Raw genomic sequence first — 25344 nt, forward strand, 5'->3', positions numbered from 1 at the left:
ACATAAGGGTCGTTGTAGACTACGACGTTGATAGGCTGCAGGTATACGTGTCGAAATACACTCAGCTGAGCAGTACTAATTACCCAACAGCTTGCACATTTAATCTTTATCTTCATCTCTTCTACTTCCAATATGACATGAAAGAAGTTCAAAGTTCATTAGTTTAAAGTCCAGAGTAGCTTACTCATAAACTTTAAACTCCTGGACTCTAAACTCGAACTCAAAGAGCTTGTTGGTGGCTATTGGTCTGGTTCGGAGTCGCGTTCGACTTCAATTCTTCCCATAGCGAACAAATAAACCAACTACAATCTTGTTGGTGGCTATTGGTCTGGTTCGGAGTCGCGTTCGACTTCAATTCTTTCCATAGCGAACAAATAAACCAACTACAATCTTGTTGGTGGCTATTGGTCTGGTGTTCACCTCTTCCCATCCCGAACAGAGAAGTTAAGCCCGGATCCGCCGATGATACTTGGTTCAAACCTGGTAAAGTAGGTAGCCGCCACAATTATTAAAAGCAAAAGCATCTCCAAGTGAGATGCTTTTTTGCGTTTGGGGGGCACTGCATTTTAAGTATCTGCCCCTTTCCCAACAGCCTTCCTCTGCGTCGATTCACGCACAATAAGCTCGGTAAGCAATGAAATCTGCTGAATAGGATAGCTTTGCTTTTGAATATGCCTGATCAGCACTTCACAACTTTTGCGGCCGATCTGATAAGCAGGCTCAGCAATGGTGGAGAGCGAAGGGGAAATGATTTTTGAAGTAGGATCATTGGTAAAACCTATTACGCCTACTTCTTCGCCTACCAGAATGCCATGCTCCCGCAACCACAAGACTACACCGAATGCCTTGCGATCATTCACGGAGAAGATCGCGTCGGGCCTCGAAGCACCATTGAATAATGTGTTTATATCCTGCCGCCCGTTTTCGTCACTGAATCCCGAGTGGATAACCCCATAAGATTCGAGACGATGCTTTTTCAACGTATCGAGATAGCCGCGAAGCCTTTGCTGCGTAAGATTAAGGCCAGGAGGGCCAGCCAGGTGCGCGATTTTTGAATATCCCTGGGCAATTAAATGCTCGGTGGCCATACATGCACCAGTGTAATCGTCCTGTACCACTACCGACGTTTTGACGGATTCGGGTACGCGATCAAAGAATACCAATGGCATATCCGCTTCAACCAATTCTTCAAAGTGGCTGAAATCCGTGGTTTCGTACGTAATGCAAGCTAATAATCCATCGACACTACTCAGGGAAAGCTCCCGGACAACCTTGGTTTCCCAGTAGGCAGAGTCGTTGGTGAGGTAAAGCATCACCTGATAATTCTGTTCTAACGCATATTCCTGGATGCCGGTGATGACGGTAGAGAAATAGTAGTTGGTAATTGCCGGGATAATTACGGCGATTTTATGCGTTCCGCTTTTAACCAACCCAGTGGCATTGAAGTTGGGCCGGTAGTTCATCTTTGCAGCGGTATCGAGCACGAGTTTCCTTGTCTCTGCACTCACATCGTACGTATCCCTCATTGCGCGCGAGACAGTTGCCACCGATATGCCCAATGCTTTGGCAATGTCTTTAATCGTAGTTAATCTTTTTGTCATTGAACTGACCGGTTCATGGCTTGGGACGAAATTCTGGTTTCGATAACGTTCTCGCTACTATTTAAAGTAAATATCTGGAATGCCGCTATAAAACATTGTAAAATTGTACGATTGCAAACGTTTTTTTGGATTGTACTCTTACTCAAAACAAATGAAAAAGCGGGAATTTTTGAAAATAGCCGGTTTGGGCACGCTCGGAATGACGGGCGCGAATGCAAAAGTCATCAGAGAGCCTGAGATTGTTATTCCAACGGACAAAAAGCAGCTCTTTAACATGAGCGGGTATGCCGCACCGAAAATGGATGTCGTGCGTATAGGCTACATCGGTATGGGTAATCGTGGCGGCGGCGCTATCAAGCGCATTGTGCACCTTGCGAGCGTGCAGGTGAAAGGCGTTGCGGATATCGTGCCTGAGAAAGCAAATAATGCCAAAAAATTCCTGACGGATGCCGGACATTCAACAGATGCTTATTCAGGCTCCGCGGATGCCTGGAAAAAAATGTGCGAGCGGGACGACATTGACCTGATTTACATTTGCACTCCGTGGAGCTTGCACACGCCTATGGCATTGTACGCCATGGAGCACGGCAAGCATGTCGCGACGGAGATTCCGGCGGCTCTCACGGTGGAAGATTGCTGGAAGCTCGTTGAAACATCCGAGCGGACTAGAAAGCATTGTATGATGCTGGAAAACTGCTGCTACGATTTTTTTGAACTACTCACTTTAAACATGGCCCGGCAAGGCTATTTCGGTGAAATCGTGCACGTGGAAGGTGCTTATATCCACGATATTTTCGAATCACTTTTCCAAAAAGACAAGCGTTTCGAACTCTGGCGCTTGAAAGAGAACCAGCGCAACGGGAACTTGTACCCGATGCACGGACTCGGACCGATTGCGCAAATACTGGACATCAACCGCGGCGACAAAATGGATTACATGGTTTCGATGAGCAGTAATGACTATATGCTGCAAGCGAAAGCCAACGAACTGGCGGCGAAAGATCCGGATTTCAAGCAATTCGGAGGGAAGTCATACCGCGGGAATATGAATACCAGTACCATTAAAACCCATAAGGGAAAAACCATCATGCTGCAACACGACGTGTCTTCTCCCCGGCCCTATTCACGTCTGCACCTGATCAGCGGTACCAAAGGCGCTGCACAGAAATATCCACTACCCGAAGACGGAACTTCCGGTCGCATTTCTCACGGACACGAATGGATCAAGCCGGACGAATTCAAAGCCCTTGAACAGCAATACCAGCCGGAAATTGTGAAACGTGTGGGTGAATTGGCCAAAAAGGTAGGCGGCCATGGCGGGATGGATTTCCTGATGGACTGGAGACTCATTGATTGCTTGCGGAACGGTCTTCCGTTAGATCAGGACGTATATGACGCGGCGTCGTGGAGTGTGATCATTCCATTGAGCGAATGGTCGGTGGCAAACAGATCCAACTCAATCGATATTCCTGACTTTACCAATGGTTCATGGAAGAAAAACAAACCCGTCGACATCGCATTGAAAGCGGGTGGTAACACGGAAGTAAAATCATAAAAGAGTATGAAAGTTATTATTTCAGAGACAAAGGAAGAGTTGGGGCAAAGTGCCGGAGCTTACGCTGCGATGATTATCAGGGACACCATTACCAGGAAGGGCATTGCGAATGTGATCCTGGCTACCGGAACAAGCCAGTTCGAAACTCTGAATCAGTTGATTGAGGAGAAGGATATCGATTGGTCGAAAGTTACGATGTTTCATTTGGACGAATACATCGGTCTGCCGGTGACGCATCCGGCCAGCTTTCGGAAATACCTGACCGAGCGTTTCTTGTCAAAAGTGCCGTCACTGCGTGCTTCGTACCTGATCAACGGGGAGGGAGATCTTAAAAAGGAGCTGGAATATCTGGCTCAAAGTATCGGTGAACATCCCATAGACGTGGCATTGGTGGGCATCGGTGAGAACGGGCATTTGGCCTTCAACGATCCACCAGCTGATTTTGACACGGAATCGCCGTACCTGGTAGTAAATCTCGACGAGCCATGCCGCCGCCAGCAAATGGGCGAGGGGTGGTTTGGATCGCTGGACGAAGTGCCATTGCAGGCGATCAGCATGTCGGTGCGGCAGATCATGAAGTCGACGTACATTATCTGCTCGGTTCCTGATGAAAGGAAAGCGGTAGCCGTAAAAAATAGCCTGGAAAACGAGGTTAGCAACGCATTTCCCGCGAGTATTTTGCAACTTCATCCGCAGTGTGCCTTTTTCCTGGACAGGGAATCCGCGAGCTTGCTGACGGCCATCGAAGCGGCAGACGGAAATAGTGAAATGCCTCAATAGTAGGCCTTAATACGGGTAAAAGCAGTAGTACAGTAACTTCTATTCCAAACAGTTATCCTAAACCTATGGAAGCACCTTCTATTGCCGCTCAAAAGGAAGTCAGGCAACCCCTCGCGCCGGGTAGGCTGGCCTCAATTGACGCATTACGCGGGTTCGATATGCTGATGATTGCAGGCGGCGGGCAGTTTATTGCCACGCTGGGCGGAAAGACGGGTATCCCATTTATCGACGCCGTTGCGGCGCAGTTCGAGCATCCTGCCTGGAATGGATTTACTTTTTACGATTTCATCTTCCCACTGTTTTTGTTCCTTGCCGGAACTTCACTGGCATTCAGCGTCACAGGCGGTTTGGCGAAGGGTATTCCGCCGTCGGTGATCCGGAATAAAGTATTCAAGCGAATGCTGATCCTGATCGTGTTAGGTATTCTTGACAAGAATGCGCCGATGGATATTTTCGATCCCGCGCATATACGCTACGGGAGCGTGCTGGGGCGAATCGGGCTCGCGACGTTCATTGCGGCCATTTTGTATATGAAATTCGGTACAAACCAGCGATTATATATAGGAGCCGGAATTCTCGTCGCTTACTATTTAGTCGTGATATTGGTGCCGGTTCCGGGCTTCGGCCGTGGTGATCTCACATTCGAAGGTAATCTGGTTGGCTGGATCGACCGTCATTTTATGCCCGGCATATTGAAGCAGGGCACGTATGATGAACTGGCGCTTCTTACCCAGTTTCCGGCAATATGCCTCACTATTTTCGGTACTGTGGCCGGTGATGTGCTTTTGAGAGAAAACAATGCGGGTGTACAAGTCTGGAAGCTCCTCACGTACGCTTTGGCCGGAATTGTAATCGGATTAGCCTGGAATTTTGTGTTTCCGGTCAATAAGCACCTCTGGTCTAGCTCATTTATCATGCTTACCTCCGGAATGGCCTTTGCGATGCTGGCACTGTTTTACTGGATTATCGATGTGAAAGGTTACTATAAATGGGCATTTTTTTTCCGTGTGATCGGTCTGAATTCGCTGGTCATTTACCTGGCTGTCCGATTTGTGAATTTTAATGAATCGTCGCGGTTGTTATTTGCAGGCATTTACAAACATGCGCCTGAAAATTGGCATGAGGTTTACAACACACTGGGCGGGTTTGTTCTGGTTTGGCTGTTCCTGTACTTTTTGTATCGTCAAAAAATATTTGTCAAAGTCTAGTTTATGAAAACCACCGACGTCGACCGTACTGGCGAAATATCAAGAAGATTATTTTTAAAAAACACCGCCGGTACGGTGGCGTTGTCGATGGCGGGTGGGGCATCGGTAACCGCCGCGACCCCTGTTTTTAATGCAGACAATACTTATTCCTTTCCTATGGCATCTGAAAAAAGCCTGATTGGCGCTTATGGTCCCTGGGCAGCCTCACTGCTTCCGGCGCAGCCCTCTCTTTCATTTAGAAATACAAAATGGAACAATATTGACGCCTGGCGGCAGGACGCTTTGGAAAAAACAAAAGAGTTGGTGTCTGCCCCTGCAAAATCGGCTTTGCCCAAAGTGACTGTCAGGAAGAAATATACCTACGACGGGCTGGAAATAGAAGAACTTTCATGGCAACTACCTTATGGAAGGCCTACCGAAGCGGTATTGCTCAAACCTGCGGGTATAACCAAGCCATTACCGGGTATTCTGGGGTTGCACGATCATGCGGGAATGAAGTATTTCGGGTTAAGAAAGATCGTCAAAACTTCCGACGACCAGCATCCGATATTGAAGGAACACCAGGAATCGGACTACGGTGGCAGAGCCTGGGCGAATGAAATAGCAAAACAAGGCCACGTGGTACTGGTGCACGATACTTATGCATTTGGTAGCCGCAGGGTTTACTATGAAGATACAATAGGGTTGAATTGGGGTGCGGTGAGTACCGAAGGCAAATCGGATGCTGATCCTGAGAAATCGGAGAACATTCGGACTTATAATGCCTGGTCCTCGGAGCATGAGCACGTGATGTCCAAATCGTTGTTTTCAGCAGGGACTACCTGGCCGGGTGTTTTTCTCATGGAAGATCAGGTCGCGCTCGATATTCTGGCAGCCCGGAAAGAAGTAGATGCTAACCGCCTGGGTTGTGGTGGGCTTTCCGGCGGTGGGTTGCGCACCGTATACCTGGCTGGCCTCGATCCGCGCATTAAATGTGCCGTTTGCGTCGGTTTTATGACGACCTGGAAAGATCTGGTGTTAAACAAATCATTCAACCATACCTGGATGACCTACACGCCGCTACTGCCTAAATACCTGGATTTTCCCGAAATCCTTGGCTTGCGGGCTCCGTTACCCACATTGGTTTTAAACAATAACCAGGACCAGCTGTACACACTCCCCGAAATGAAGCAAGCGGACGCTATTTTAACGGAAGTTTTCAAAAAAGCAGGCGCTTCGGACAAGTATAGGGCAAGCTTTTACGACGGCCCGCACAAGTTCGACGCCGACATGCAGAAAGAAGCTTTCGAATGGTTCAGGAAGTGGCTTTGAGGTAAATTTCCGCCCAGCGAAGGTCTTCGGGAGTCGTTATTTTAATGTTCTCGTAAGCGCCGTCGATGAGCTGGATATGGTAACCCCAGGCTTCGAGCACGCTCGCACAATCCGTGAACGACTCGTGGTAATCGGCCGTGAATGCGGCCCGCATCCACGATGATCTGAAAGTTTGCGGCGTTTGGATCAGTCGGAAAAGCGTGCGGTCCATCGCTTTATTACCTTCGTTCTGGCCCACAATCCGAATGGAGTCTTTCAGAGGTACGCTTACCACTGCGGCGCCGTGTGAAGCGGCGTTTTTGAAACTGTCGGCAATGATTTCTCGGGAAATTACCGGCCTTACCCCGTCATGAACAGCCACGAGGAACTCCTCTTTCTCAACAATGCAGTTCAACCCGTTTTTTACAGAATGAAAACGCGTCTGGCCACCCGCTACCAGCTGATGGGGGATTGCGAAACTGTGATTTCTGCACAATTCTTCCCAAAAACCAAATTGCTCCGATGGTAGCACGACGATAATGCGCAGGTTTTTCGAATAATCTGCAAATGCGCGGATCGTATGCATGAGCACAGGCAGGCCGTTGACTGAGAGAAACTGTTTCGGGATATCGCTTTTCATGCGGCTTCCACTTCCGCCGGCAACGATGATGACGTATTCTTGCATTGGATTCAGGCTAATAAAAAATGGTCATTTACGGCTCAGGACGTGCGTCGCTGATCATAAATGACCAATGGATTTTGGGGTTGTATATTAAATGATCAGCATCGCATCGCCGTAGGTGAAGAATTTGTATTTCTCCTTGATAGCGATGTCGTAAGCTTTCATGACCAGGTCAAAGCCTCCGAAGGCACATGCGGCCATCAAAAGGATCGACTCCGGCAACTGGAAATTAGATAGCAATGCATTGGCGATCTTGAAATCGTAAGGGGGGAACACGAATTTGTCTGTCCAGCCTTCTACCGGCTTCAAATGGCCACTCGCCGATACCGACGATTCGATCGCCCGCAGCGAAGTGGTACCTACCGCGCAAATGCGTTTTTTACCATCAATTGCCTTGTTCACAACGTCGGCGGTGCCTTGTGTAATGCGGTAGTTTTCCGAGTCAGTTTTGTGTTTGGTCAAATCTTCCACGTCCACGGTACGGAATGTACCCAGTCCTACGTGCAAAGTAACAGGGGCGAAGCTCACACCTTTGATTTCAAGGCGCTTCATGATCGCCTTAGTGAAGTGCATACCCGCGGTCGGAGCGGCTACGGCACCTACGTGCTCTGCAAAAATGGTTTGAAAACGCTCGCGGTCGGCGCTTTCCACTTTCCGGCGGGAAATAATTTCGGGGGGAAGCGGCGTTTCGCCCAGCTCGTCTACCAGCTTCATGAAGGCGTCGTTGTCGCCGTCGTAAAGGAAACGGATCGTACGGCCGCGGGAAGTGGTGTTGTCGATCACTTCGGCTACCAGGTCGCTGTCGCCGAAATACAGCTTGTTACCTACACGGATTTTACGTGCTGGATCAACCAGAACATCCCAAAGGCGCATTTCGCGGTTCAATTCGCGCAACAGGAAAACTTCGATTTTCGCGCCGGTTTTTTCCTTCTGGCCATAAAGGCGTGCTGGAAATACCTTCGTGTCGTTGATAGCCATTACATCGCCGTCGTCAAAATAATTGATCACATCGGCGAATGTTTTATGTTCAATTTCTCCTGTTTTCCGGTGAACGACCATCAGGCGGGACTCTCCGCGGTCGGAAGGATGAAGTGCGATTAAACTCTGGGGAAGATCAAACTTAAATTCGGATAGCTTCATAGCTGGATATTCTGTGAATTTCTTTGGTCGTAGATAATGTCAGGAAAAAGGATAAATCCCGATTTCTGGCGGATTCCGGCACTTATTACAACTGAATTATAGCAATTATTAACTAGATAAGCACTCACCTTTCAAAGAAAATTTGATAGCGGGAATACTTGCAGGCGTTTCAAATTGCCCAAAAAATTTGTATAATCAGCCCTTATCTAAAATAAGACCGCAAAAGTAGGAATTTTTTTAAAAAATTTCAAGAAATGCGGCGGTTTTAATGTGCTGTGAAGCGGCGGGCTTTCCATTTGGAAGCTATTTCATTCACTTCCTCATTCTGAACAGGTTTGCTTTCCGGCGAGGCGTCGTTGAGCAATGCGGACACCAGTGCCGCAAGGGCTGCGACTTCGTCATCGGTTTTTGTACTTAACACATCCGGGTGGAAATGGCGGCCGACAAAATTGGTGTCGAAGCTTCCATTCACAAATGCCTCATGCTGCATGACGAACCGGCAGAACGAAAGCGTGGTCTGTACGCCGCTGATCTGGTATTCGTCGATCGCCCTGATCATTTTACGAATCGCCGTTTGGCGATCTTCGCCGTATGTAATGAGTTTGGCGATCATCGGATCGTAATAGATCGGGATTTCCATACCTTGTTCAAAGCCGTCATCCACACGCACGCCATTGCCGTCGGGCTTCACGTAAGTGTGCAATGTGCCGATGTCGGGCAGGAAGTGGTTGGCCGCGTCCTCGGCATACACCCTGATTTCAATGGCATGGCCGCGGATCTGCAAGTCTTCCTGCGCAATAGTGAGCGGCTGCCCTTCCGCAATTTTGATCATCTCTTTCACCAGGTCCACGCCGGTGATTATTTCCGTCACCGGATGCTCCACCTGCAAGCGCGTATTCATTTCGAGGAAGTAGAAGTTCCTGTTTTCGTCCATGATAAACTCCACCGTCCCCGCGCCGTAATAGTTACAGGAGCGCGCCACATCCACCGCGCACCTTCCCATTTCCTCGCGGATTTCGGGGGTAATGGAAATCGACGGTGCTTCTTCCACCACTTTCTGATGCCGCCGTTGAATGGAGCATTCCCTTTCGAAAAGATGGATAATATGTCCATGATGGTCGCCCAGTACCTGTATTTCGATGTGCTTGGGCGATGTAATGTATTTTTCGATGAAAACGGAACCGTCACCAAATGCTGCCTGTGCTTCACTTACAGCACGGTCCATTTGCTCGTCGAATTCGGCTTCGCTTTCCACGACGCGCATACCTTTTCCGCCACCACCGGCACTCGCTTTGATGAGAATAGGATAGCCAATGCTGTCGGCGACGTGTTTGGCCTCGTCGCGGTCGTGGATTGCGTCCGGCGTGCCGGGCACCATAGGGATATTGTATTTGGAAGCCGCATGTTTGGCGGCCAGTTTGCTGCCCATAATCTCGATGGATTCCGGCGAGGGGCCAATGAAAATTAGTCCAGCCTCTTTCACCCGTTTCGCAAAACCTGCATTTTCGGAAAGGAACCCGTAGCCGGGATGGATCGCATCGACGGCCAGCTCTTCGCAGACTTTCAGGATTTTACCCATATTTAAATACGACTCCGAAGATGGCGCCGCGCCTATGCAAACGGCCTCGTCCGCATAGCGCACATGGGGGGAGGTTCGGTCGGCTTCGCTAAACACCGCGACCGTTGCGATGCCCATTTCCCGCGCGGTACGCATGATTCTCAAAGCTATTTCGCCCCGGTTGGCGACTAGAATTTTTCGGATTTGGGGCATAAAAATGGTGGTAAGGTTTGGAATACAGCGTGCCGATTAAAGGCATGCTTCCCATTAATTTACTAACTTACCATAGGTTGCAATGACGAAGGTCTTTTTTAAGTTAAATGTAATTTTTTTATTTTTGCATTTATCTAACATTTAAATCATCAGTTACCCACATAAAAAAAGAGAGAGTGGATATTTTCGAGAAATTGCGCAACAACTCAGGTCCGATCGGAACGCCAGCCAAAATGCTGAACAGCCACCATTATTTTTCATTTCCGATGCTGGAAGGAGAGCTTGGGCCGCGCATGAGATTTATGGGACGGGAAGTGCTGAACTGGAGTCTCAACAATTACCTGGGCCTGGCGAACCATCCGGAGGTTCGTAAAGCAGATGCCGAAGCTGCCGCCAAATGGGGCCTCGCATATCCGATGGGAGCAAGGATGATGTCGGGGAACTCTACCCTGCATGAGACTTTTGAAAAGGAACTGGCGCAGTTTGTCGGTAAAACGGATGCATTCCTCCTCAACTATGGTTACCAGGGGGTGATGTCTGCTATCGAATGTCTTTGCGATCACCGCGATGTGATCGTGTACGACGCCGAATCGCACGCCTGTCTGATCGACGGTATCCGCCTGCATAAAGCCAAGCTGGGTGAATACTACAAGTTCAACCACAACGACATGGTGAGCCTGGAAAAGAACCTGATCCGTGCTACCAAACTCGCGGAAGAGAAAGGCGGCGGCGTGTTGGTGATTACCGAAGGCGTTTTCGGAATGTCGGGCAAAGTAGGCGATCTGAAAGCGATTGCCGAACTGAAAAAGAAATACAACTTCCGTTTGCTCGTGGACGATGCACACGGCTTTGGAACAATGGGTGAAACCGGTGCCGGAGTAGGCGAGTTGCTGGGTGTTCAGGACGAAATCGACCTGTACTTCTCTACATTCGCGAAGTCTATGGCGGCCATCGGCGCATTCATCGCGTCGAATGATCCCGAGATCATCATGTTCCTGAAATACAACATGCGCTCGCAAACCTACGCGAAGGCGCTTCCGATGCCTTATGTAGAGGGTTGCCGCAAGCGTCTTGAAATGATCAAGCAAATGCCGGAATTGCGTGAGAAGCTTTGGGAGAATGTGAAGGCCATGCAGGATGGCTTGCGTAGCCGCGGTTTCAATATCGGAGAAACCGAGTCGCCGGTAACGCCGGTGTTCCTCCACAGCGAGGGCGGTGTTCCCGAAGTTACCCGCATGGTACGCGACCTGCGCGAGAACATGGGTGTGTTCTGTTCGATCGTTGTTTACCCTGTGGTACCTAAGGGCCAGATCATGCTACGGATCATCCCGACAGCCTCTCATACACTCGAAGATGTAGAATATACGCTGAACGCATTCACGACGCTCGCCGAGAAACTCAAAAACAGAGTTTACCAGAGCGACGCGGTACAAGAAGTCGTGGAATAGTTATAAAACCGCTTTTTTTGCATGTAGAGGGCTTTTTTTCAAAAAGCCCTCTTTTTTATTTACTATCGGGCAATAAAACTTGATAGACGTAACTGATTGTTATTGAGAGTTTTATATCGGCTCTGGTATTTAATTGTATTTTAGAAGTGTTTTTTTTTGTTTTTTGGGTTGCTTAAATGGTTTTAATTACTAAATTTCGGTCAAAACATGCGTTTTTAGCGTGTGAGAGGCATTTTTTAAAACTAAAAAACAAAGAAAACATGGCAAGATTCGATGAAGTAAAAGATTTGATTCTTTCACTGGAAGGCGATTTCGATAAGTTCTATAACAAAGGCAACCAGGCTGCCGGAACTCGTGTACGTAAAGGCATGCAGGACCTGAAGACGTTGGCTCAGGATATTCGCGCAGAAGTTCAGAACAAAAAGAACGCAGGCGAATAATCAGCTAGCACACGGAAGATTTTAAAAGCCCCGACGATGATCGCCGGGGCTTTTCCTTTTTCAGAATTTTTCCTCGTTTACCATCGTGGCAATCCCGCGGACGGCAATCTTTTTGGTCGTAGCGTCGTAAATCTCGGTGGAGATTTCGGCAATATGTTTAGCCGGGTTAATGGAGACGATTTTGAAAACGGCGCGATACTCCGTTTCGACGTACATCGGGCGCAGGAACTCCACAGTTTGTTTCAGGTAGATAGAGCCGAAACCGGGGAACTGGGTGCCCAGTACTTTCGTGAAAACCGTAATGCCCAGCATTCCGTGAATAATCGGTTTCTTGAATTGCGTGGTAGCAGCATATTCGGCGTCGAGGTGAACGGGGTTGTTATCGCCGGTCAGTTCAGCGAATGCCTGCACTTGCTCCTGTGTGAATTTGAAAAGATGGTCGAACGTCGAATCGACAACTGGTTCTATTTGCATAAATGGGTCATTTATTGGGAATGGAATTTCAAAAATACACCTAAAACGCAAAAAGCCGCCTGGCGGTAGGCGGCTTCTTGTGTGAAGTTAAAACTGGCCTATTCTTCTATGTCCTCGGCCAGCACGACTACTCCGTTGTCTTCGGATAGTCCGTCAAGGCTTTTGGGGGCCCTGGCATTGTTCCTTTTATTTTTGAATTTTTTAACCTGCATTTTCAGGGTATCTATTGCCAAATCGGTTGCTTCTTCAAAGGTTGTCCCTTGCTCCCTCACAAACATCGTCCCGCCGGGCACGTAGAGCTTCACTTCAAGGAGTTTGGTATGCAACTTGGTATTATCATTCCTGTCGAGCTTAAGGAATACCTCTCCACTGGTGATCCGGTCATAGAACGTATCCAGTTTATCCAACTTTTGCTGAATGAAAGTCAGCAATTTGGGATCGGCATCAAAGTGAATTGCTTGCATCTGCAGTCTCATAAGCACACATCATTTTAAAGTAAAACATATTTCCAACCGCTTTCCAGATTTTCGGACCGGAGGTTTATTCATCTTCGGATAGTTACAAAAACGCGTAATATCCGGGCTGATCTCCTGGTTGAATCTGCCTTAACGGTAGATTAAATAAAAGGAAATATTAAGTTAATGTCAAGTAATAACCGTGGTTTTTAAGGGACATTTATTTGTGCAAAAAAACAGCTTCAAGAGCCTCAGGCCTCTTCTAAAAGTGTCCTGAAAGAAACATATTGCCCATTGAAAAGCTCATGGTGACGTTCCTGCATGGCAGGTTGATAGTGGGTTTGATAAGCCAGAAAATCCTCCATCGTCCTGAACGTAAACTGAGTAGTGTAGGTCGACCCTTCGTTCTCAATCTCGGTCAGGAGCCGCAGCAGCTTGCATTCCAGCGGCAATTCCGTAGCGTTGATTTCCGGGATGTACACCGATTTCATATAATGCAGCCAATCATTTTCGGCCTGATAGCTGATATTGACTGTGATGTTATAGACGATCATTTTATAAAAATTTATGTTTGCGAGTTACATTTGCATGCATATACTTATTCACCGTAACCAGTATTATCATGAATATTCTTCTACACGCCCATTCGGGCCTCCGTTATGTGGTGTTAGGACTTTTGATCGCAGCTATTTTCACGGCATACTCCAACTGGCAAAAGGGCAGCCAGGGCGACAGCAAGCTGTACCTCTTTACCCTCATCGCTACCCACACCCAGTTGTTGATCGGACTGGTGCTGTATTTCATGAGCCCCAAAGTTAACTTCGATCTGATCAGCGAGAAAGTATTTCGTTTTTATTCGATAGAACACGTGTTTATGATGCTGATCGCCATCGTGCTCATTACGGTGGGAAGAGTGCGGTCGAAGAAACTCTCCGGCGCCGACAAGCACCGGACGGTACTGTACTTCTATGCTTTGGCGTTGATCATCATCCTTGTCGCTATTCCCTGGCCGTTCCGTAATCTGGGATCAGGATGGTTTTAAGGGACTTCGGCAATCGGCTTTCGGCTATCGGCTTTTTTAGTTGAATGCCGAAAGCCGACTGCCGAAGTCTGATAGCTGATAGCCGAAGTTCTACCCAAACAACTCGCTCGACAAATACCGGTCGCCGCGGTCGCAGATGATGAAGACGATCACGCCTTCATTCAATTCCTTCGCCAGCTCTATGGCGGCCCATGCGGCGCCTCCGCTACTCATTCCGGCAAAAATAGCCTCTTCGTTGGCAAGTCGCCGGGTGGTAAGTGTGGCATCCTCCTGTGATACTTCGATCACACGGTCTACACGCTCCTTTTCAAATATTTTGGGAAGATATTCTACCGGCCATTTGCGGATGCCGGGGATACTCGAACCGTCGTTGGGCTGGCAGCCTACGATCTGGATATTGCTCTTCTGTTCTTTCAAATAGCGCGAAACCCCCATAATGGTACCGGTAGTGCCCATCGATGATACGAAATGGGTGATCTGCTGGTCGGTATCCCGGTAAATTTCAGGGCCTGTGGTGCGGTAGTGCGCTTTCCAGTTGTCGGGGTTCGCAAACTGGTTGAGCATGAAATAATCGCCGGCTGCGGCCTTTTCTTCGGCCAGGTCGCGGGCGCTTTCCATGGTTTCGGTGAGGATCACCTTGGCGCCGAATGCTTCCATCGTGAGCACGCGCTCGCGGGTGGAGCTTTGCGGCATCAGCAGTTCTATTTCAAGATCGAAAAGCCGGGCGATCATGGCCAGCGCTATGCCGGTGTTGCCGCTGGTAGCTTCCACGAGCTTCATACCGGGTTTCACTTCGCCGCGTTCAAGCGCGCCTTTGATCATGCTGTATGCCGCGCGGTCTTTCACGCTGCCGCCGGGATTGTTGCCTTCGAGCTTGCCGAATATGCGGACGTTGGAATTGGGATTAACTCTTCGTAATTCAACCAGGGGTGTATTGCCTACCAGATCCAGTAATGATGACATGGTGAAAATTCGTGATGTTGTGTGATTCGAAATAGGTACGTGTATCCAGAGTTATCGAACATGCGGTCTCCGTGAGCAAGTGTAAATCAACAACATCGAACGGGTCGAAAGAATGCCCGCTCGGGAGAAAATGTAGAAAACTTGGCAGTAAAAAGCATATTTACCCTATGAAACTAATGGGATGCAAATATATCACATTATTTACAGGGTTTGGGCAAAAAATGCCTGGGTACCCAGCAGGAACGGCAAAATAGAGCTACTGTGCGTTCCGCCTTCAACGGGGATCAATGTCACATTAGTAGCGCCCAGTTTCAGCATGGCATTGTACGCATTTTCCGAATTGAAATAAAAAACGAGCGGGTCTTTGGTTCCGTGGTAGAGTTGGGTCGGGGTTTTGGGTTTGAATTTGTAAACGTCATTATCCGCAATGGCGTCGATAAAACCCTTGTCTGTCCCGTCGTTGAGTGCTTTTTTGAATGAGTCGTTCAATGCCAGGTGGAAGCTCTCTGCGATGGACACATTTCTTCCGGATGCGGCAACTTTGGAAGCATACTTGTCTGTGAAATAATATGGGGCGGGCTTGTTGAGCTTATAAATGTTGTCGTACGTCAGCAAAACCCAGAGATAAAGTGAATTGTACCCTGCAATGCCGTCTGTTTTATCGTTGATAATGTGCTTCATAAATGCGGTCTTATCATATGCACCAGCCCCGCAGCTGGATGCCCGCAGGTTAAATTCGGACGAGGCTTCTTCTTCAATCTTCCGTTGGAGGGACATGGTCGCATATCCGCCTTCCGAATATCCTGCGACGTACAGTTTTTCGTCCCATTTGACCTCTGTTTGCCCCCGGAGGAATTCTTTTGTCGCCCGTAACATGTCCAGGGACGCGGAAGCCAGGCTTGCGCGGTGCTCGTACGGGTGCGGGAGATTGTCGGAGGCCCCATAACCGATGTAATCGGGATAGGCGATAATATAGCCCATAGAACCGAAGAGCGAACCAAAGGAAGAACCCTCCGACCCATCCTTAAAAAGAGACGGGGCCTGGTCGGGATCGGTGATGGTACCGTGCTGTACGCTGATCATCGATGCCGGACCTGTCACTACCGGGATGATCAGTGCACCGGAAGCAGTAATTTCGGCACCGTCCGTATTTTTAGTTTTATAGGTGATCTTATAAACCTTGACATCATTCTTGACATAAGCCGATACAAAAGCCGACAACGAACCTGCCTTCTGAATAATCTGCTCCTTGTTGAGCGAGACAATGGAAGTACTCTCCTTTAAATAGACATTCTCTTCGGTAGGCGGTACCAGCTTGGTGTCATCATCCTTACAGGAATTGAGGATCAGCAGGCTCCAAAGAAGCAGAAAGGAAAATTTACGCAGCAGGACAGAGGTGGTAGATTTTTGCATAGCTAAAAGATAAACAGGCCATTAGTATATCAGTGGTAACGCATAATGGCCTGTTTTTGATGATGAATTCTCCTTTTTTCTTCCGTTAAATTTTACTCATGTACCAATTGATCATCCTGGCGGTGGCATCCGGACGTTCCACCATGCCCATGTGACCAGCTTCGGCGAAGATTAACGGATAGCTCTTTTTCGGGAATTCGGCGAGCTCGATGACGCTCTCGAAGGGGATCAGTTTGTCCTGCATTCCAATAATAAACAACACAGGAAATGGCAGACTAGCCAGTACGGCAGTACGATCAGGGCGGTTGCGCATGGCTGTAATGCCGGCAATCAGCGCTTCGGCAGGCAGTTTGCCGAAATACGCGATATGTTCCTTGATGCGCTCGGGATAAAGCTCTTTATAACGGTCGCCGAAAAGATTCGCGGCGGTGCTTTTGACGAACGACTCGGTGCCGTAGGTCCGCAGCAGGTCGATCATCTGGCCGCGCTGATGCTTTTTCGCATCATCATCGGCGTAAGCGGTGGAATGGAAAAGCCCGAAGCCTTCGAGCATATCCACGTATTTTTCAGCAAATGCCAGGGAAATATAACCACCCATCGAATGGCCGATGAGCGTACATTTCTGAATGTTGGCGTTGGTCAGGAATCGATGCAGTTCGTCGGCATATTCCTCCACCGTCTGGCAAGAAGTGAAGAGCGAAATGTTCGGTCTTACTACGGTATAAGTGTCATTGATTGCAGCGTCGAGGCTGTCCCAAATCGTGTCATCTATGCCATGACCATGTAGTAATACCAAAGTTTTCCGGTGTAGATTCATATAGATTTGCATTCAAGGTTGAGAACTTGTTTGCCTAAATATACTAAACCTTCTCCCGTTTGCGGCCCTAATGGCTAACTTTCGCCATTTCTTCCTCGCGCAGCGCTCGGCGGAGGATCTTGCCAACGTTGGTTTTGGGGAGCTCTTTCCGGAACTCGATCTGACGCGGGCACTTGTAGCCGGTGAGGTTCTCTTTGCAAAATGCTTTCACCTTTTCCTCAGTCAGTTCCGGATCTTTTTTGACTACAAAAATCTTTACCATTTCTCCCGATTTCTCATCCGGAATACCCACGCAGGCCACTTCCGCAACGCCGGGGCATTGGGCTACCACATCTTCTATTTCATTGGGATAAACATTGAAGCCCGAAACGAGGATCATATCCTTTTTGCGGTCCACAATCTTGAAGAAGCCGTCAGGGTCCTCGATCCCGATGTCTCCGGTTCTGAACCAGCGACCGCTTTCGTCTTCCAGGATCACTTTGGCGGTTTCGTCGGGGCGGTTGTAATAACCTAGCATGATTTGCGGCCCTTTGGCGCAGATTTCGCCTCGCTCGCCGATGGGTAGCCACTTGTCGTCCTCGCCAAGAATGCGCATTTCTGTACTTGGAAATGGAAGCCCGATGGTACCTTGCTTGTGTTTGCCATTCAGCGGGTTCACCGAGAGTACCGGGGAGGTTTCGGAAAGTCCATAGCCTTCCACCAGCGGGCAGCCGGTAGCTTTTTCCCAACGCTCTGCGACGATTTTTTGCAGCGCCATTCCGCCCGCGATCGTGATTTTAAGGTTCGAGAAGTCGACCGAAGCGAATTCCGAATTGTTTAACAAACCATTAAAAAGGGTATTCAAACCCGGGAAGATATGGAATGTGTTTTTCTTTAATTCCTTGATGAATGCGGGAATATCTTTCGGATTCGTGATCAGCACATTCAATGCGCCCCATTTGATACCGCACAATCCGTTGATCGTCATCGCGAACACGTGGTACAGCGGCAATGCGGCAATGAGTGTCAGCTGTCCGGTCGTTTCGGAGTTCCGCATTTTGGACATCAGCCATTCGTTAATCCCCTCTACATTGGCGATCAGGTTCCTGTGCGTAAGCATGGCGCCTTTGGACACGCCCGTAGTGCCGCCGGTATATTGGATAAATGCGAGATCGAGGCCCGAAACATTGGGTTTCTGATAAGTGATCCCTGAACCGACCGATAACGCATGGGCTAGTGTCACCGTGTTTTTAAGGTGGTAGGCTGGTACCATTTTCTTCACATATTTCACCACCGCATTCACAATCAGCTTTTTAGGGAAGCCGAGCATATCGCCGATTTCGGTAATGATCACATGTTCGATATTCGTATTGACAATGACTTTTTCGAGGTTAACCGCGAAATTGGCGAGTATCACAATAGCCTTTGCCCCCGAATCCTTGAACTGGTGCTGCATTTCGCGCGGCGTATACAGTGGGTTCGTATTCACAATCGTGAGACCTGCGCGCAACGAGCCCATCATCACCACCGGATATTGCAGCAGATTGGGCATTTGCAAGGCAATGCGGTCACCTTGTTTCAGGCCGACACTCTGAAGATACGCCGCGAAATTCTGCGAAAGTTCATCCAATTGCCCGAAAGTGAGCTTTTTATCCATATTGGTAAAAGCAGCCTTACCGGCATGTTCCCGGAAACTCGATTCCATCAGTTCGAGCAGGGACGAATACGCATCCGGATTTATTTCATAGGGGATGCCCTCCGGATAGTTTTTAAGCCATGGATAGGTATCCTTCGAGATCGAGACCATAATTTCAGAGCAAAGGGTAAGAATGACTATTTGTGAATTAAGGTAATCAATTAAGCCAAAAAAATATCGAACCAATACAATTTATTTTTGACCTTAAAAACCTGCGAATTTGTGTTAAATCGCAGACATTACGATTACCGGCGGCTAATTTCCCAACGCCAGAGCAGCCCTTCGTCGGGGTCGTTGACATCCTCGGTCTGGGCAAAACCCAACTTTTCCAGAATGTGCCCGGATACATTCTCCTCTGCCAGCGTGTGCGCGATTACCTTACGTACGGACGCGTGCTGGAATGCGTGGTCCATCAAACCTTTGGCGGTTTCGGTGCCTAGCCCTTTCTCCCGATACGACGGAATGATTTCATACCCGATTTCCACCATGCCATTCGGGTCGGGCTCACCTTTGTAGCCACAGGAGCCGATCAGCATATTGTCGGGAACGTGTATAATGAGGTAAACCCACCAGTCGCGCAACGGCGGGTGGGCTTTCCAGCGGTGATAAGATGGGGTGAAAGTATCGCGAAAATCCGTCCACTTTTTAGGGACGTTTACGCCCATAACGCGGGCTAATGTATTGTTCCCCATGCGGATGGCGTCATAAAGCGTATCGTCGCAGGAGATAATTCTTAAATGGGGGGTCAGAATCATAATAAAGGAAATGAGCCCCCCAATTTAAGAAACTATGAATTGTTTTCGTCAAAGCGGTCGGTAATTGCCTTGCGGATGGCCTGGTGCGGGCGCATTCCCGTGCTGCGCGTACGTGGCACGGCGCGGTCGGCGGAAGCATTGGATTTGGCCCGTAATGCGAGGTTTGATACCGTCAGATGGCTGTTACGCCAGGCGTCGTATTCCTCTTCGTTCATCACGTCGCGGGTTACCTGTCCGTGCGCATAACCGTCGCCGAACGACTGAATGCGGCTGTCGGTCAATGCCTGTTTGCGTTCGTTTTCCAGCGCTTCTATTTCGGCCCTGATCTTCGCTTCCTCCGCTTTCAGTTCTTCCAGTTTAGGCAACAGCTCGATTTCGTTTTCCAGAACGGTTTTCTGGGTCATATGCTGCGTTACGGTCTGCTGCAACGGTTCCATTTGTTTCAGAATCCGCTTTCTTCTCCTGCGCAGACGCCACAATTTAGGGTCGACCTGCAACCAGCGGTACCAGAAGCCTTGCAATACCGGCAGGGCCATACCCAGTGACACCGCGCCCGCGATCGCGAACAGTACGCCGCTCAATACGAACGACAGCAATGCCCACGGGCTGTTTACAAGATCAAGATTCAGTTGATCGGAGTTTTGAAGTGCCTGCTCGATTTTCTTGGTCAATGCGGGGCTATCCACCGGCGCGCCGGTCAATGGGTCCACCGCATTCAATTGCAGGTTTTTCACCGATTTATTGATCGCTTCTTTCAGCTTGTCGGTGCGGTAGGCCTCATAACGGAACCAACCGAGCACAATCAGCGTCACGATCGCGAAAATGGAAAGGACCAGTTTGAAACCTGCGTACCGCGATTTCGCTTTCGGCGATTCATCCTTGTGGTACGGCTCTTCTACCAGACGGTCGTAAGCCGGTTTCAGCAGCACCGAGAGCATCGCCAAACCGATCGCAAATGCCCAGGCTTCGTTCGTGTTCCGGATATTCAATGCATAGGCGACGATCTCGTGCGAGATGATCAGGTCACCGGCGATAAACGAAATACCTGCCGCGAGAAAGATCAAACCGGCGATCAGCGAATAGGAAGGTGCTTTTGCGGTGCGTTTCTCTTTCAGCTCCTCGGTTTGCGCGTCGATTTCGTTGATCGAGCGCTCCATATCCTTCATTTGTGTGGCTGCATTGTTGAGGCCCATTACCTCATTCTGCAATCTGCCATACACGGCTTTATGCTCTGTCAGCGCTTGCTGGTTCCGTGACCTGGTTTCCGTGAGTTCCTGCCGCTTTTCGTTGAGCCGGTCCTGGATCCAGTCGTGGTTTACATTGCTCGACAAATAATTCTCATATACTTCACGGTCGATACCTTCCATTCCACGCGTGTAGCCGTGTTGGTAATCTCCGTTTTCATTCAGATTTTGCTCGTTCATGACCTTTATTTGGGTTGATCGAATGTGAGTTAGGATAAAAAATCGCGCCATCGGCGCATTTCCTGATCATATTTCTGCCACTATTTGCCCTTCTGAATCAGGTTAAGCTGCCGGGTAGTCAGCTCGTTTTTCATCCGGCGTGCAAGGTAAAATTCGCTTTCAAAAAGCTTGATAAGCATGTCTCGCTTGGCAAAAAGGCGGTCGCGTTCGGTCTCGGCGTGGCTCTGTTCGCGGAGTACTTGCCACTTCTTCACACGCAGGTCGTCGATTTCTTCCTGCAACGTCTGGCATTCGGACTCCCAGTTGTAGTTATTTTCAACAAAATCCTGGCGGTCGCGACGAATATTTAACCAAACCTGGAGGTCGTTGCGCAGCACGGTAATGTTGCTGAGCAGCAGTTTTCCCGCAAAAAGGAAGAGGAAGAATACAAACACGAACAGCGCAAATGCCTGCCACCAGGTTTGGAAGGTAATCACATTCGCAAAAACAAACAATGCGGCCGCGAATGGTAATCCTATTTCTTCCAGCAGCGATTTCCACGTCACTTTCGAATCCGTATCATGGAAAAGCGAAATGCGGCCGAACAAGCTGAACATCCCGGCCAGGAACACACCCAGCGCGATCCATGAATTGTCAGCAAATGCCGGTTTCAGCGACTCTCGAATCAGGAAGAAGTTCCCCACGCACATGGCTGCGCATAGCGTAATGCCTATGAGCGTGCGCGGGAGGTGATGCTCGCCTTCCGCTCGCGCGCCCGGAGTTTTCAGTCGCTCCTGCAACTCGTCGATGCGGTTTTGTTTCTGGCCTATGAAAAGGTTCAGCTCCTGAATGCGCTCGTTATGCTCCTCGATGCTGGCAAGATGCGAGGCGGCCAGGTTCGAGAAGTATTTATGGATAATGTCGGTTTTCTCATGCGGGTCAGATTCCGAAAGACCGAAAAGCACGCCTTCATCGCGCAATGTGTCTTCATCTTCGAGCCAGTATGGGATCGGTACTTCCACTTTCGGAAGTTCCTGTGCTTCGGGTTGCCATTGCGGGAGTGCCGGTTGCGGTGCAGCGGGTAAAGGTGCTTGCATCTGCGGCACTGCTTGCTGAGGTGCTACCGGCTGAGGTGCTACCGGCGGAGGCGCGGGAGCTTGATACTGTGGCACAGCAGCTGTTAATGGTTGCCGGGTGCCGGCAACGGGTGTCTGAGTGATCGGATTTTGTTCCACTGATTGGGTAGGGGTGTCGTTCGCCTGAACAGGCTCATCATCATAAAATTCGTTTTCGTCGGACTCTCTCGGACGAAACCAGCCGGCAATTAATTCAGTCAGTTTGGCCATAGTTTTTCATGGGTTAGCCTGCGATTATCCATGAAAACAAACAAATTCACTATTATATTGTGATGACCGGCTATTAAAAAAGGTAAGCGACTGGGAATTAGGACATTTCAAACATCTTCTGTAACGCTTGCCAGAGTTTTTTCTTAAGATTCCGGTCGGCTTCGATCACCACCAGTGGATCGACGAGCAGGAACCAGATACCTTCCAGATTTTTAGGCGTATAAGGTACGAGCAACAGGTCGAGATGGAGCTTGATCAGCGGTACGCCGAATGAAATAAAGAAGTTGGTCTTTTTACCCGAAAGTACCGTACGCGCGTCCTGCCCGGGCATGAAACTGAAATTCACGACATCGCTGGTTTCCAACGAATGGCCGACGGCTTTGAGGATATTATCGAGGAACAAGGCTTCCGACATCAGCATTTCCCGCTGTTTCGGCTCGTCGGTGAGGACAAGTACTTTGTGTTTCAATGCGGGGAATGCAGTGGCGGGCGCCGGAGCAGGCACATTTACAGGCGGTGGGGCCGTCACTGCCGGTGTTTGAGGCAATGCAGGTGCATTGGTTGGTACCGCTGGCGTTGTTGGTTGCGACGAGCTGGGTGGTTGTACGGCCGGCGTCGCAGGTAATGTGGATACGGGCGCTTGTATGTTCGCGGGCTCAGGTACGGGTGGCTCGGGTTGTGCCGCAACCGTGGCAGATGCCGGGCGTTCGGGCAGCGCGCGATCTTCCAGTTGAAACAAAGTTTCATGCTGGTAAAGGATCTGAAAAAGTGCTACCGGTGAATGTTCCATGTGTTATTACAAATGTCCCAGTTCCATTCCGGGCTGAGTCCAGATGCCTATTTTCTGCTTGTTAGCAGCTATTTCAAGTTTGGCATATTCCTGATCGTGCGAATACTTTTTGAAATGCACGGCCAGTCCTTTTTTGACTAATTCCTTGTTCAAAACTTTACCGTCGGGCAGTACTACCTCACCCAGCAGGCGGCCGTATTTATCAAACTCGCCTTTGTGGCGGATACTAACCACCTTCCGGAAGCATTTCTCACTTGTAAACTGCTTCGCATTGTTATAAAAAGGCATATTACGCTCCGGGCAGTTGATATGCAGAAAACGTATCCGCACATTTTTGCCCATCCTGCGTCCTGACTTTTTCCCTGAATAAATGTATTTCAGCTCGATCGTGTCACCATCCTGGATGCCGATCACTTCGGCTTTGAGCGGATTGGGTAAATCATTGTTATTGCTGAATTGCCGGTTTTCTTCCGAGGTCAGCGCGCACGAGGCGAGCATGGTCGGAGCACTAGTGAGAACAAGGAACAGCAGGCTGGAAAATGCAAATCGGGAAATCAGGAAACGGAAATCAGGCACGCGGAATATTCATAAAGTTTGAAAGTCAAAGATAGGTATTGTTTCCGATCAGTTTTGATCCAGTTTGTACCACTTGATGTCTTTCAATGGCGCCCGCCTTGCCACTGAGGCAGTTGGCGAATAATTTTTTTCCAGATAATCGAGAACCGGTTTTTCAGCGTCGCCAAGCTCCCAGAGGTTGTGGTTGGCCTGCATCCAGCGGATTTTTTGCTTCCAGCCGTCGCGCGTAAAGCGGTTGGCGATGATCAGCTTGGTGGAATGGCAATTGGTACATTGCGCTTTCACCATATACAGGTTTTCATCGACGATAAGGCCCGTTTCCGGGTCTTTTTTGGTGGTATCGGCGAGTGCCGTATCGGTATTGGTATATTTGGCCGGCATTTCGGGCAAGGTTTGAAAAACAATACCTGCACCGAGCATGGCAATCAAAAGGATTTTCATAAACTATCGTATTTGCCCGAAAGCATTGTGGTACATTACCCAACTTTGACGGCGATTCTTTCGCAAGCATTGTTCAGATACCCGCCCGGGTTCCAGGCAGGTGCCAGCATGGGTTGCGCCACGCCCGTTTCGTCGGTGGCTTTCACCCATACTTCGTAGTATCCGTTGGTCGGAAATTTGATATGAGTGTTCCAATGTTGCCACGCCAGCCGGTTCACCGGTGCTTCGAGTTTACATTCTTTCCAGGTAGCCCCGAAATCGATCGAAACCTCTACCTTCTTAACGGAATGGTCTCCCGCCCACGCGTGGCCGCGTAGTGCGAGCTCTTTCCCCGGGTCGATCATCGCACCTGTTTTGGGATACGTGATCAATGATTTCACCGGCATGGATTCGATGATTTTGTAATATTCGTCGGTTGCCGGAATATCGGTTCCCGGTGCTACCGGGTTGCGGGGCAGTTTGTAGCTATGGCCTTCCATTTTGGGACCGTCGTGTACTTTGTTCCGCACCGAAATGCCGCTCAGCCATTTCCCCGAAACGGAAGCAGGCCAGCCGCCGATTACGAGTCGGAGCGGGTAGCCATGGAACTCAGGAATGTCCTTTCCATTCATTTGCCACGCAATGAGTGTCTCGTCCTCCATGGCTTTTGCAATGGGCACACCGCGCGATATGGATTCTTTTTTAGGATCGCGGCTCAGGTGAAGGTCCTTGCCGTGGTAACCTATATATACGGCATCGCTTTTGATGCCTACATCGTTCAGAATGTCTTTCAGCCGCACGCCGGTCCATTGCGCGCAATGCACCGCACCCTGGCCCCACTGGTTACCAGACGCCTGCGGCTGATAGCCCGAGCGGCCGTTTCCGCCGCATTCCAGCACCAATTGATAGGAGTATTGCTTGAATTTCTTTTTAAGGTCGGCCAATGTGTAAGTTTTAGGCGCTTTCACCGACTCCCCGTCGATCGTCAGCGTCCAGTTGGCAACATCTATTTTCTCAGGCACAAGACCGTTGTTGCGGATGAACATGTTCTCAACGGGTGTCACGCGGTCGTCGAGCAAATGCACCGGGGTTTCCACGTTCCAGGGTTTGTCGCCCTGTACGATCATTTCCGCACTTTTACCTTTCAACGCATCCTTCTCATCCAGGAAAATGGGACGGTACCCTGCTGGCATCCGGTTTGCAAAAACGATCTGGCTGCCCATTGCAGTAGCCAATGCTGTGAGGCTTCCTTTTCTGAGAAAATCTCTTCTGTTTAATTCGGAATTCATCAACTGGTTCA

At 49.3% G+C, this 25344-nt stretch carries 25 protein-coding genes and 2 rRNA genes; 9 read left to right on the forward strand and 18 right to left on the reverse strand.

Translation table 11 applies throughout. The features are described 5' to 3' along the window. Window positions 1–100: ribosomal RNA gene (locus J7619_RS28065) — 23S ribosomal RNA — on the forward strand; the annotation flags it as partial. 293 nt (window positions 101–393) lie between these two features. After that, window positions 394–505, forward strand: a 5S ribosomal RNA gene (rrf, locus tag J7619_RS28070). A 61-nt stretch (window positions 506–566) separates the two neighbouring features. On the opposite strand, the gene J7619_RS28075 is transcribed toward rrf, so the two are convergent. Further along, window positions 567–1601 carry a LacI family DNA-binding transcriptional regulator gene (locus J7619_RS28075; protein ID WP_291207086.1) on the reverse strand — a complete coding sequence of 345 codons (1035 nt, stop codon included), beginning with the start codon at window positions 1599–1601 and terminating at the stop codon, window positions 567–569. A gap of 151 nt (window positions 1602–1752) precedes the next feature. Between J7619_RS28075 and J7619_RS28080 the strand changes: the two genes are divergently transcribed. From J7619_RS28080 to J7619_RS28095, 4 genes are all read left to right on the forward strand, one after another. Next, entirely contained in the window at window positions 1753–3156 is a 1404-nt protein-coding gene (locus J7619_RS28080; protein WP_291207089.1) for a Gfo/Idh/MocA family protein, read from the forward strand. A 6-nt stretch (window positions 3157–3162) separates the two neighbouring features. Beyond that, window positions 3163–3936 carry a glucosamine-6-phosphate deaminase gene (locus tag J7619_RS28085; protein ID WP_291207092.1) on the forward strand — a complete coding sequence of 258 codons (774 nt, stop codon included), beginning with the start codon at window positions 3163–3165 and terminating at the stop codon, window positions 3934–3936. 65 nt (window positions 3937–4001) lie between these two features. Then, on the forward strand, window positions 4002–5144 hold the full coding sequence (locus J7619_RS28090) for an acyltransferase family protein (RefSeq protein WP_291207095.1): 1143 nt from the start codon (window positions 4002–4004) through the stop codon (window positions 5142–5144). Window positions 5145–5147: 3 nt separating this feature from the next. Further along, a complete protein-coding gene (locus tag J7619_RS28095) occupies window positions 5148–6455 on the forward strand; it encodes a hypothetical protein (protein ID WP_291207098.1) in 1308 nt (435 codons plus the stop codon). On the opposite strand, the gene J7619_RS28100 is transcribed toward J7619_RS28095, so the two are convergent. From J7619_RS28100 to accC, 3 genes are all read right to left on the reverse strand, one after another. Beyond that, window positions 6439–7119: a 2-C-methyl-D-erythritol 4-phosphate cytidylyltransferase gene (locus tag J7619_RS28100; protein WP_291207100.1), complete on the reverse strand. Its 681-nt coding sequence runs from the start codon at window positions 7117–7119 to the stop codon at window positions 6439–6441. The genes J7619_RS28095 and J7619_RS28100 overlap by 17 nt on opposite strands. An 87-nt stretch (window positions 7120–7206) precedes the next feature. Further along, window positions 7207–8256: a tRNA preQ1(34) S-adenosylmethionine ribosyltransferase-isomerase QueA gene (gene queA / locus J7619_RS28105; RefSeq protein ID WP_223399810.1), complete on the reverse strand. Its 1050-nt coding sequence runs from the start codon at window positions 8254–8256 to the stop codon at window positions 7207–7209. Window positions 8257–8521: 265 nt separating this feature from the next. Continuing rightward, entirely contained in the window at window positions 8522–10027 is a 1506-nt protein-coding gene (gene accC / locus J7619_RS28110) for an acetyl-CoA carboxylase biotin carboxylase subunit (protein WP_291207106.1), read from the reverse strand. A 176-nt stretch (window positions 10028–10203) separates the two neighbouring features. Here accC and J7619_RS28115 point away from each other — a divergent pair, with 176 nt between their 5' ends. Both J7619_RS28115 and J7619_RS28120 read left to right on the forward strand, forming a co-directional pair. Continuing rightward, a complete protein-coding gene (locus tag J7619_RS28115) occupies window positions 10204–11475 on the forward strand; it encodes an aminotransferase class I/II-fold pyridoxal phosphate-dependent enzyme (protein ID WP_291207109.1) in 1272 nt (423 codons plus the stop codon). 260 nt (window positions 11476–11735) lie between these two features. After that, complete coding sequence (locus tag J7619_RS28120) at window positions 11736–11915, forward strand: histone H1 (RefSeq protein ID WP_291207112.1); 180 nt, start codon at window positions 11736–11738, stop codon at window positions 11913–11915. Window positions 11916–11975: 60 nt separating this feature from the next. Here the strand turns inward: J7619_RS28120 and J7619_RS28125 are convergent, their stop codons facing one another. From J7619_RS28125 to J7619_RS28135, 3 genes are all read right to left on the reverse strand, one after another. Continuing rightward, window positions 11976–12389 (reverse strand): MaoC family dehydratase, encoded by a 414-nt coding sequence (locus tag J7619_RS28125; RefSeq protein WP_291207115.1) that lies wholly within the window; start codon window positions 12387–12389, stop codon window positions 11976–11978. A 98-nt stretch (window positions 12390–12487) separates the two neighbouring features. Then, entirely contained in the window at window positions 12488–12865 is a 378-nt protein-coding gene (gene hpf / locus J7619_RS28130) for a ribosome hibernation-promoting factor, HPF/YfiA family (RefSeq protein WP_090374549.1), read from the reverse strand. A gap of 230 nt (window positions 12866–13095) precedes the next feature. Further along, the gene (locus tag J7619_RS28135; protein WP_291207120.1) at window positions 13096–13398 is read right to left on the reverse strand and encodes a DUF4286 family protein; all 303 of its coding nucleotides are present in this window, start codon (window positions 13396–13398) and stop codon (window positions 13096–13098) included. A 68-nt stretch (window positions 13399–13466) separates the two neighbouring features. Here J7619_RS28135 and J7619_RS28140 point away from each other — a divergent pair, with 68 nt between their 5' ends. Further along, window positions 13467–13886 carry a cytochrome B gene (locus J7619_RS28140; protein WP_291207124.1) on the forward strand — a complete coding sequence of 140 codons (420 nt, stop codon included), beginning with the start codon at window positions 13467–13469 and terminating at the stop codon, window positions 13884–13886. Window positions 13887–13976: 90 nt separating this feature from the next. Here the strand turns inward: J7619_RS28140 and cysM are convergent, their stop codons facing one another. From cysM to J7619_RS28195, 11 genes are all read right to left on the reverse strand, one after another. Next, window positions 13977–14849, reverse strand: coding sequence for a cysteine synthase CysM (cysM, locus tag J7619_RS28145; protein WP_291207127.1), 873 nt, complete (start codon window positions 14847–14849; stop codon window positions 13977–13979). 201 nt (window positions 14850–15050) lie between these two features. Next, window positions 15051–16262 (reverse strand): S9 family peptidase, encoded by a 1212-nt coding sequence (locus J7619_RS28150; RefSeq protein WP_291207130.1) that lies wholly within the window; start codon window positions 16260–16262, stop codon window positions 15051–15053. An 85-nt stretch (window positions 16263–16347) separates the two neighbouring features. Beyond that, window positions 16348–17079: an alpha/beta fold hydrolase gene (locus tag J7619_RS28155; protein ID WP_291207133.1), complete on the reverse strand. Its 732-nt coding sequence runs from the start codon at window positions 17077–17079 to the stop codon at window positions 16348–16350. A gap of 67 nt (window positions 17080–17146) precedes the next feature. Continuing rightward, entirely contained in the window at window positions 17147–18865 is a 1719-nt protein-coding gene (locus J7619_RS28160) for an AMP-binding protein (RefSeq protein ID WP_291207136.1), read from the reverse strand. Between the two features lie 134 nt (window positions 18866–18999). Beyond that, complete coding sequence (locus J7619_RS28165) at window positions 19000–19509, reverse strand: GNAT family N-acetyltransferase (RefSeq protein ID WP_291207139.1); 510 nt, start codon at window positions 19507–19509, stop codon at window positions 19000–19002. Window positions 19510–19541: 32 nt separating this feature from the next. Further along, complete coding sequence (locus J7619_RS28170) at window positions 19542–20933, reverse strand: hypothetical protein (RefSeq protein WP_291207142.1); 1392 nt, start codon at window positions 20931–20933, stop codon at window positions 19542–19544. Between the two features lie 80 nt (window positions 20934–21013). Next, entirely contained in the window at window positions 21014–22258 is a 1245-nt protein-coding gene (locus J7619_RS28175; RefSeq protein WP_291207145.1) for a hypothetical protein, read from the reverse strand. Between the two features lie 97 nt (window positions 22259–22355). After that, window positions 22356–23048, reverse strand: coding sequence for a hypothetical protein (locus J7619_RS28180; RefSeq protein ID WP_291207148.1), 693 nt, complete (start codon window positions 23046–23048; stop codon window positions 22356–22358). A gap of 6 nt (window positions 23049–23054) precedes the next feature. After that, window positions 23055–23624 (reverse strand): thermonuclease family protein, encoded by a 570-nt coding sequence (locus J7619_RS28185; protein WP_291207151.1) that lies wholly within the window; start codon window positions 23622–23624, stop codon window positions 23055–23057. A 48-nt stretch (window positions 23625–23672) separates the two neighbouring features. Next, window positions 23673–24065, reverse strand: coding sequence for a hypothetical protein (locus J7619_RS28190; protein ID WP_291207154.1), 393 nt, complete (start codon window positions 24063–24065; stop codon window positions 23673–23675). 35 nt (window positions 24066–24100) lie between these two features. Further along, window positions 24101–25333, reverse strand: a complete 1233-nt coding sequence (locus J7619_RS28195) for a sulfite oxidase (protein WP_291207157.1) — start codon at window positions 25331–25333, stop codon at window positions 24101–24103. Window positions 25334–25344: the final 11 nt, after the last annotated feature.

The sequence above is a fragment of the Dyadobacter sp. genome, from assembly GCF_017744695.1.
Classification (GTDB): Bacteria; Bacteroidota; Bacteroidia; order Cytophagales; family Spirosomataceae; genus Dyadobacter.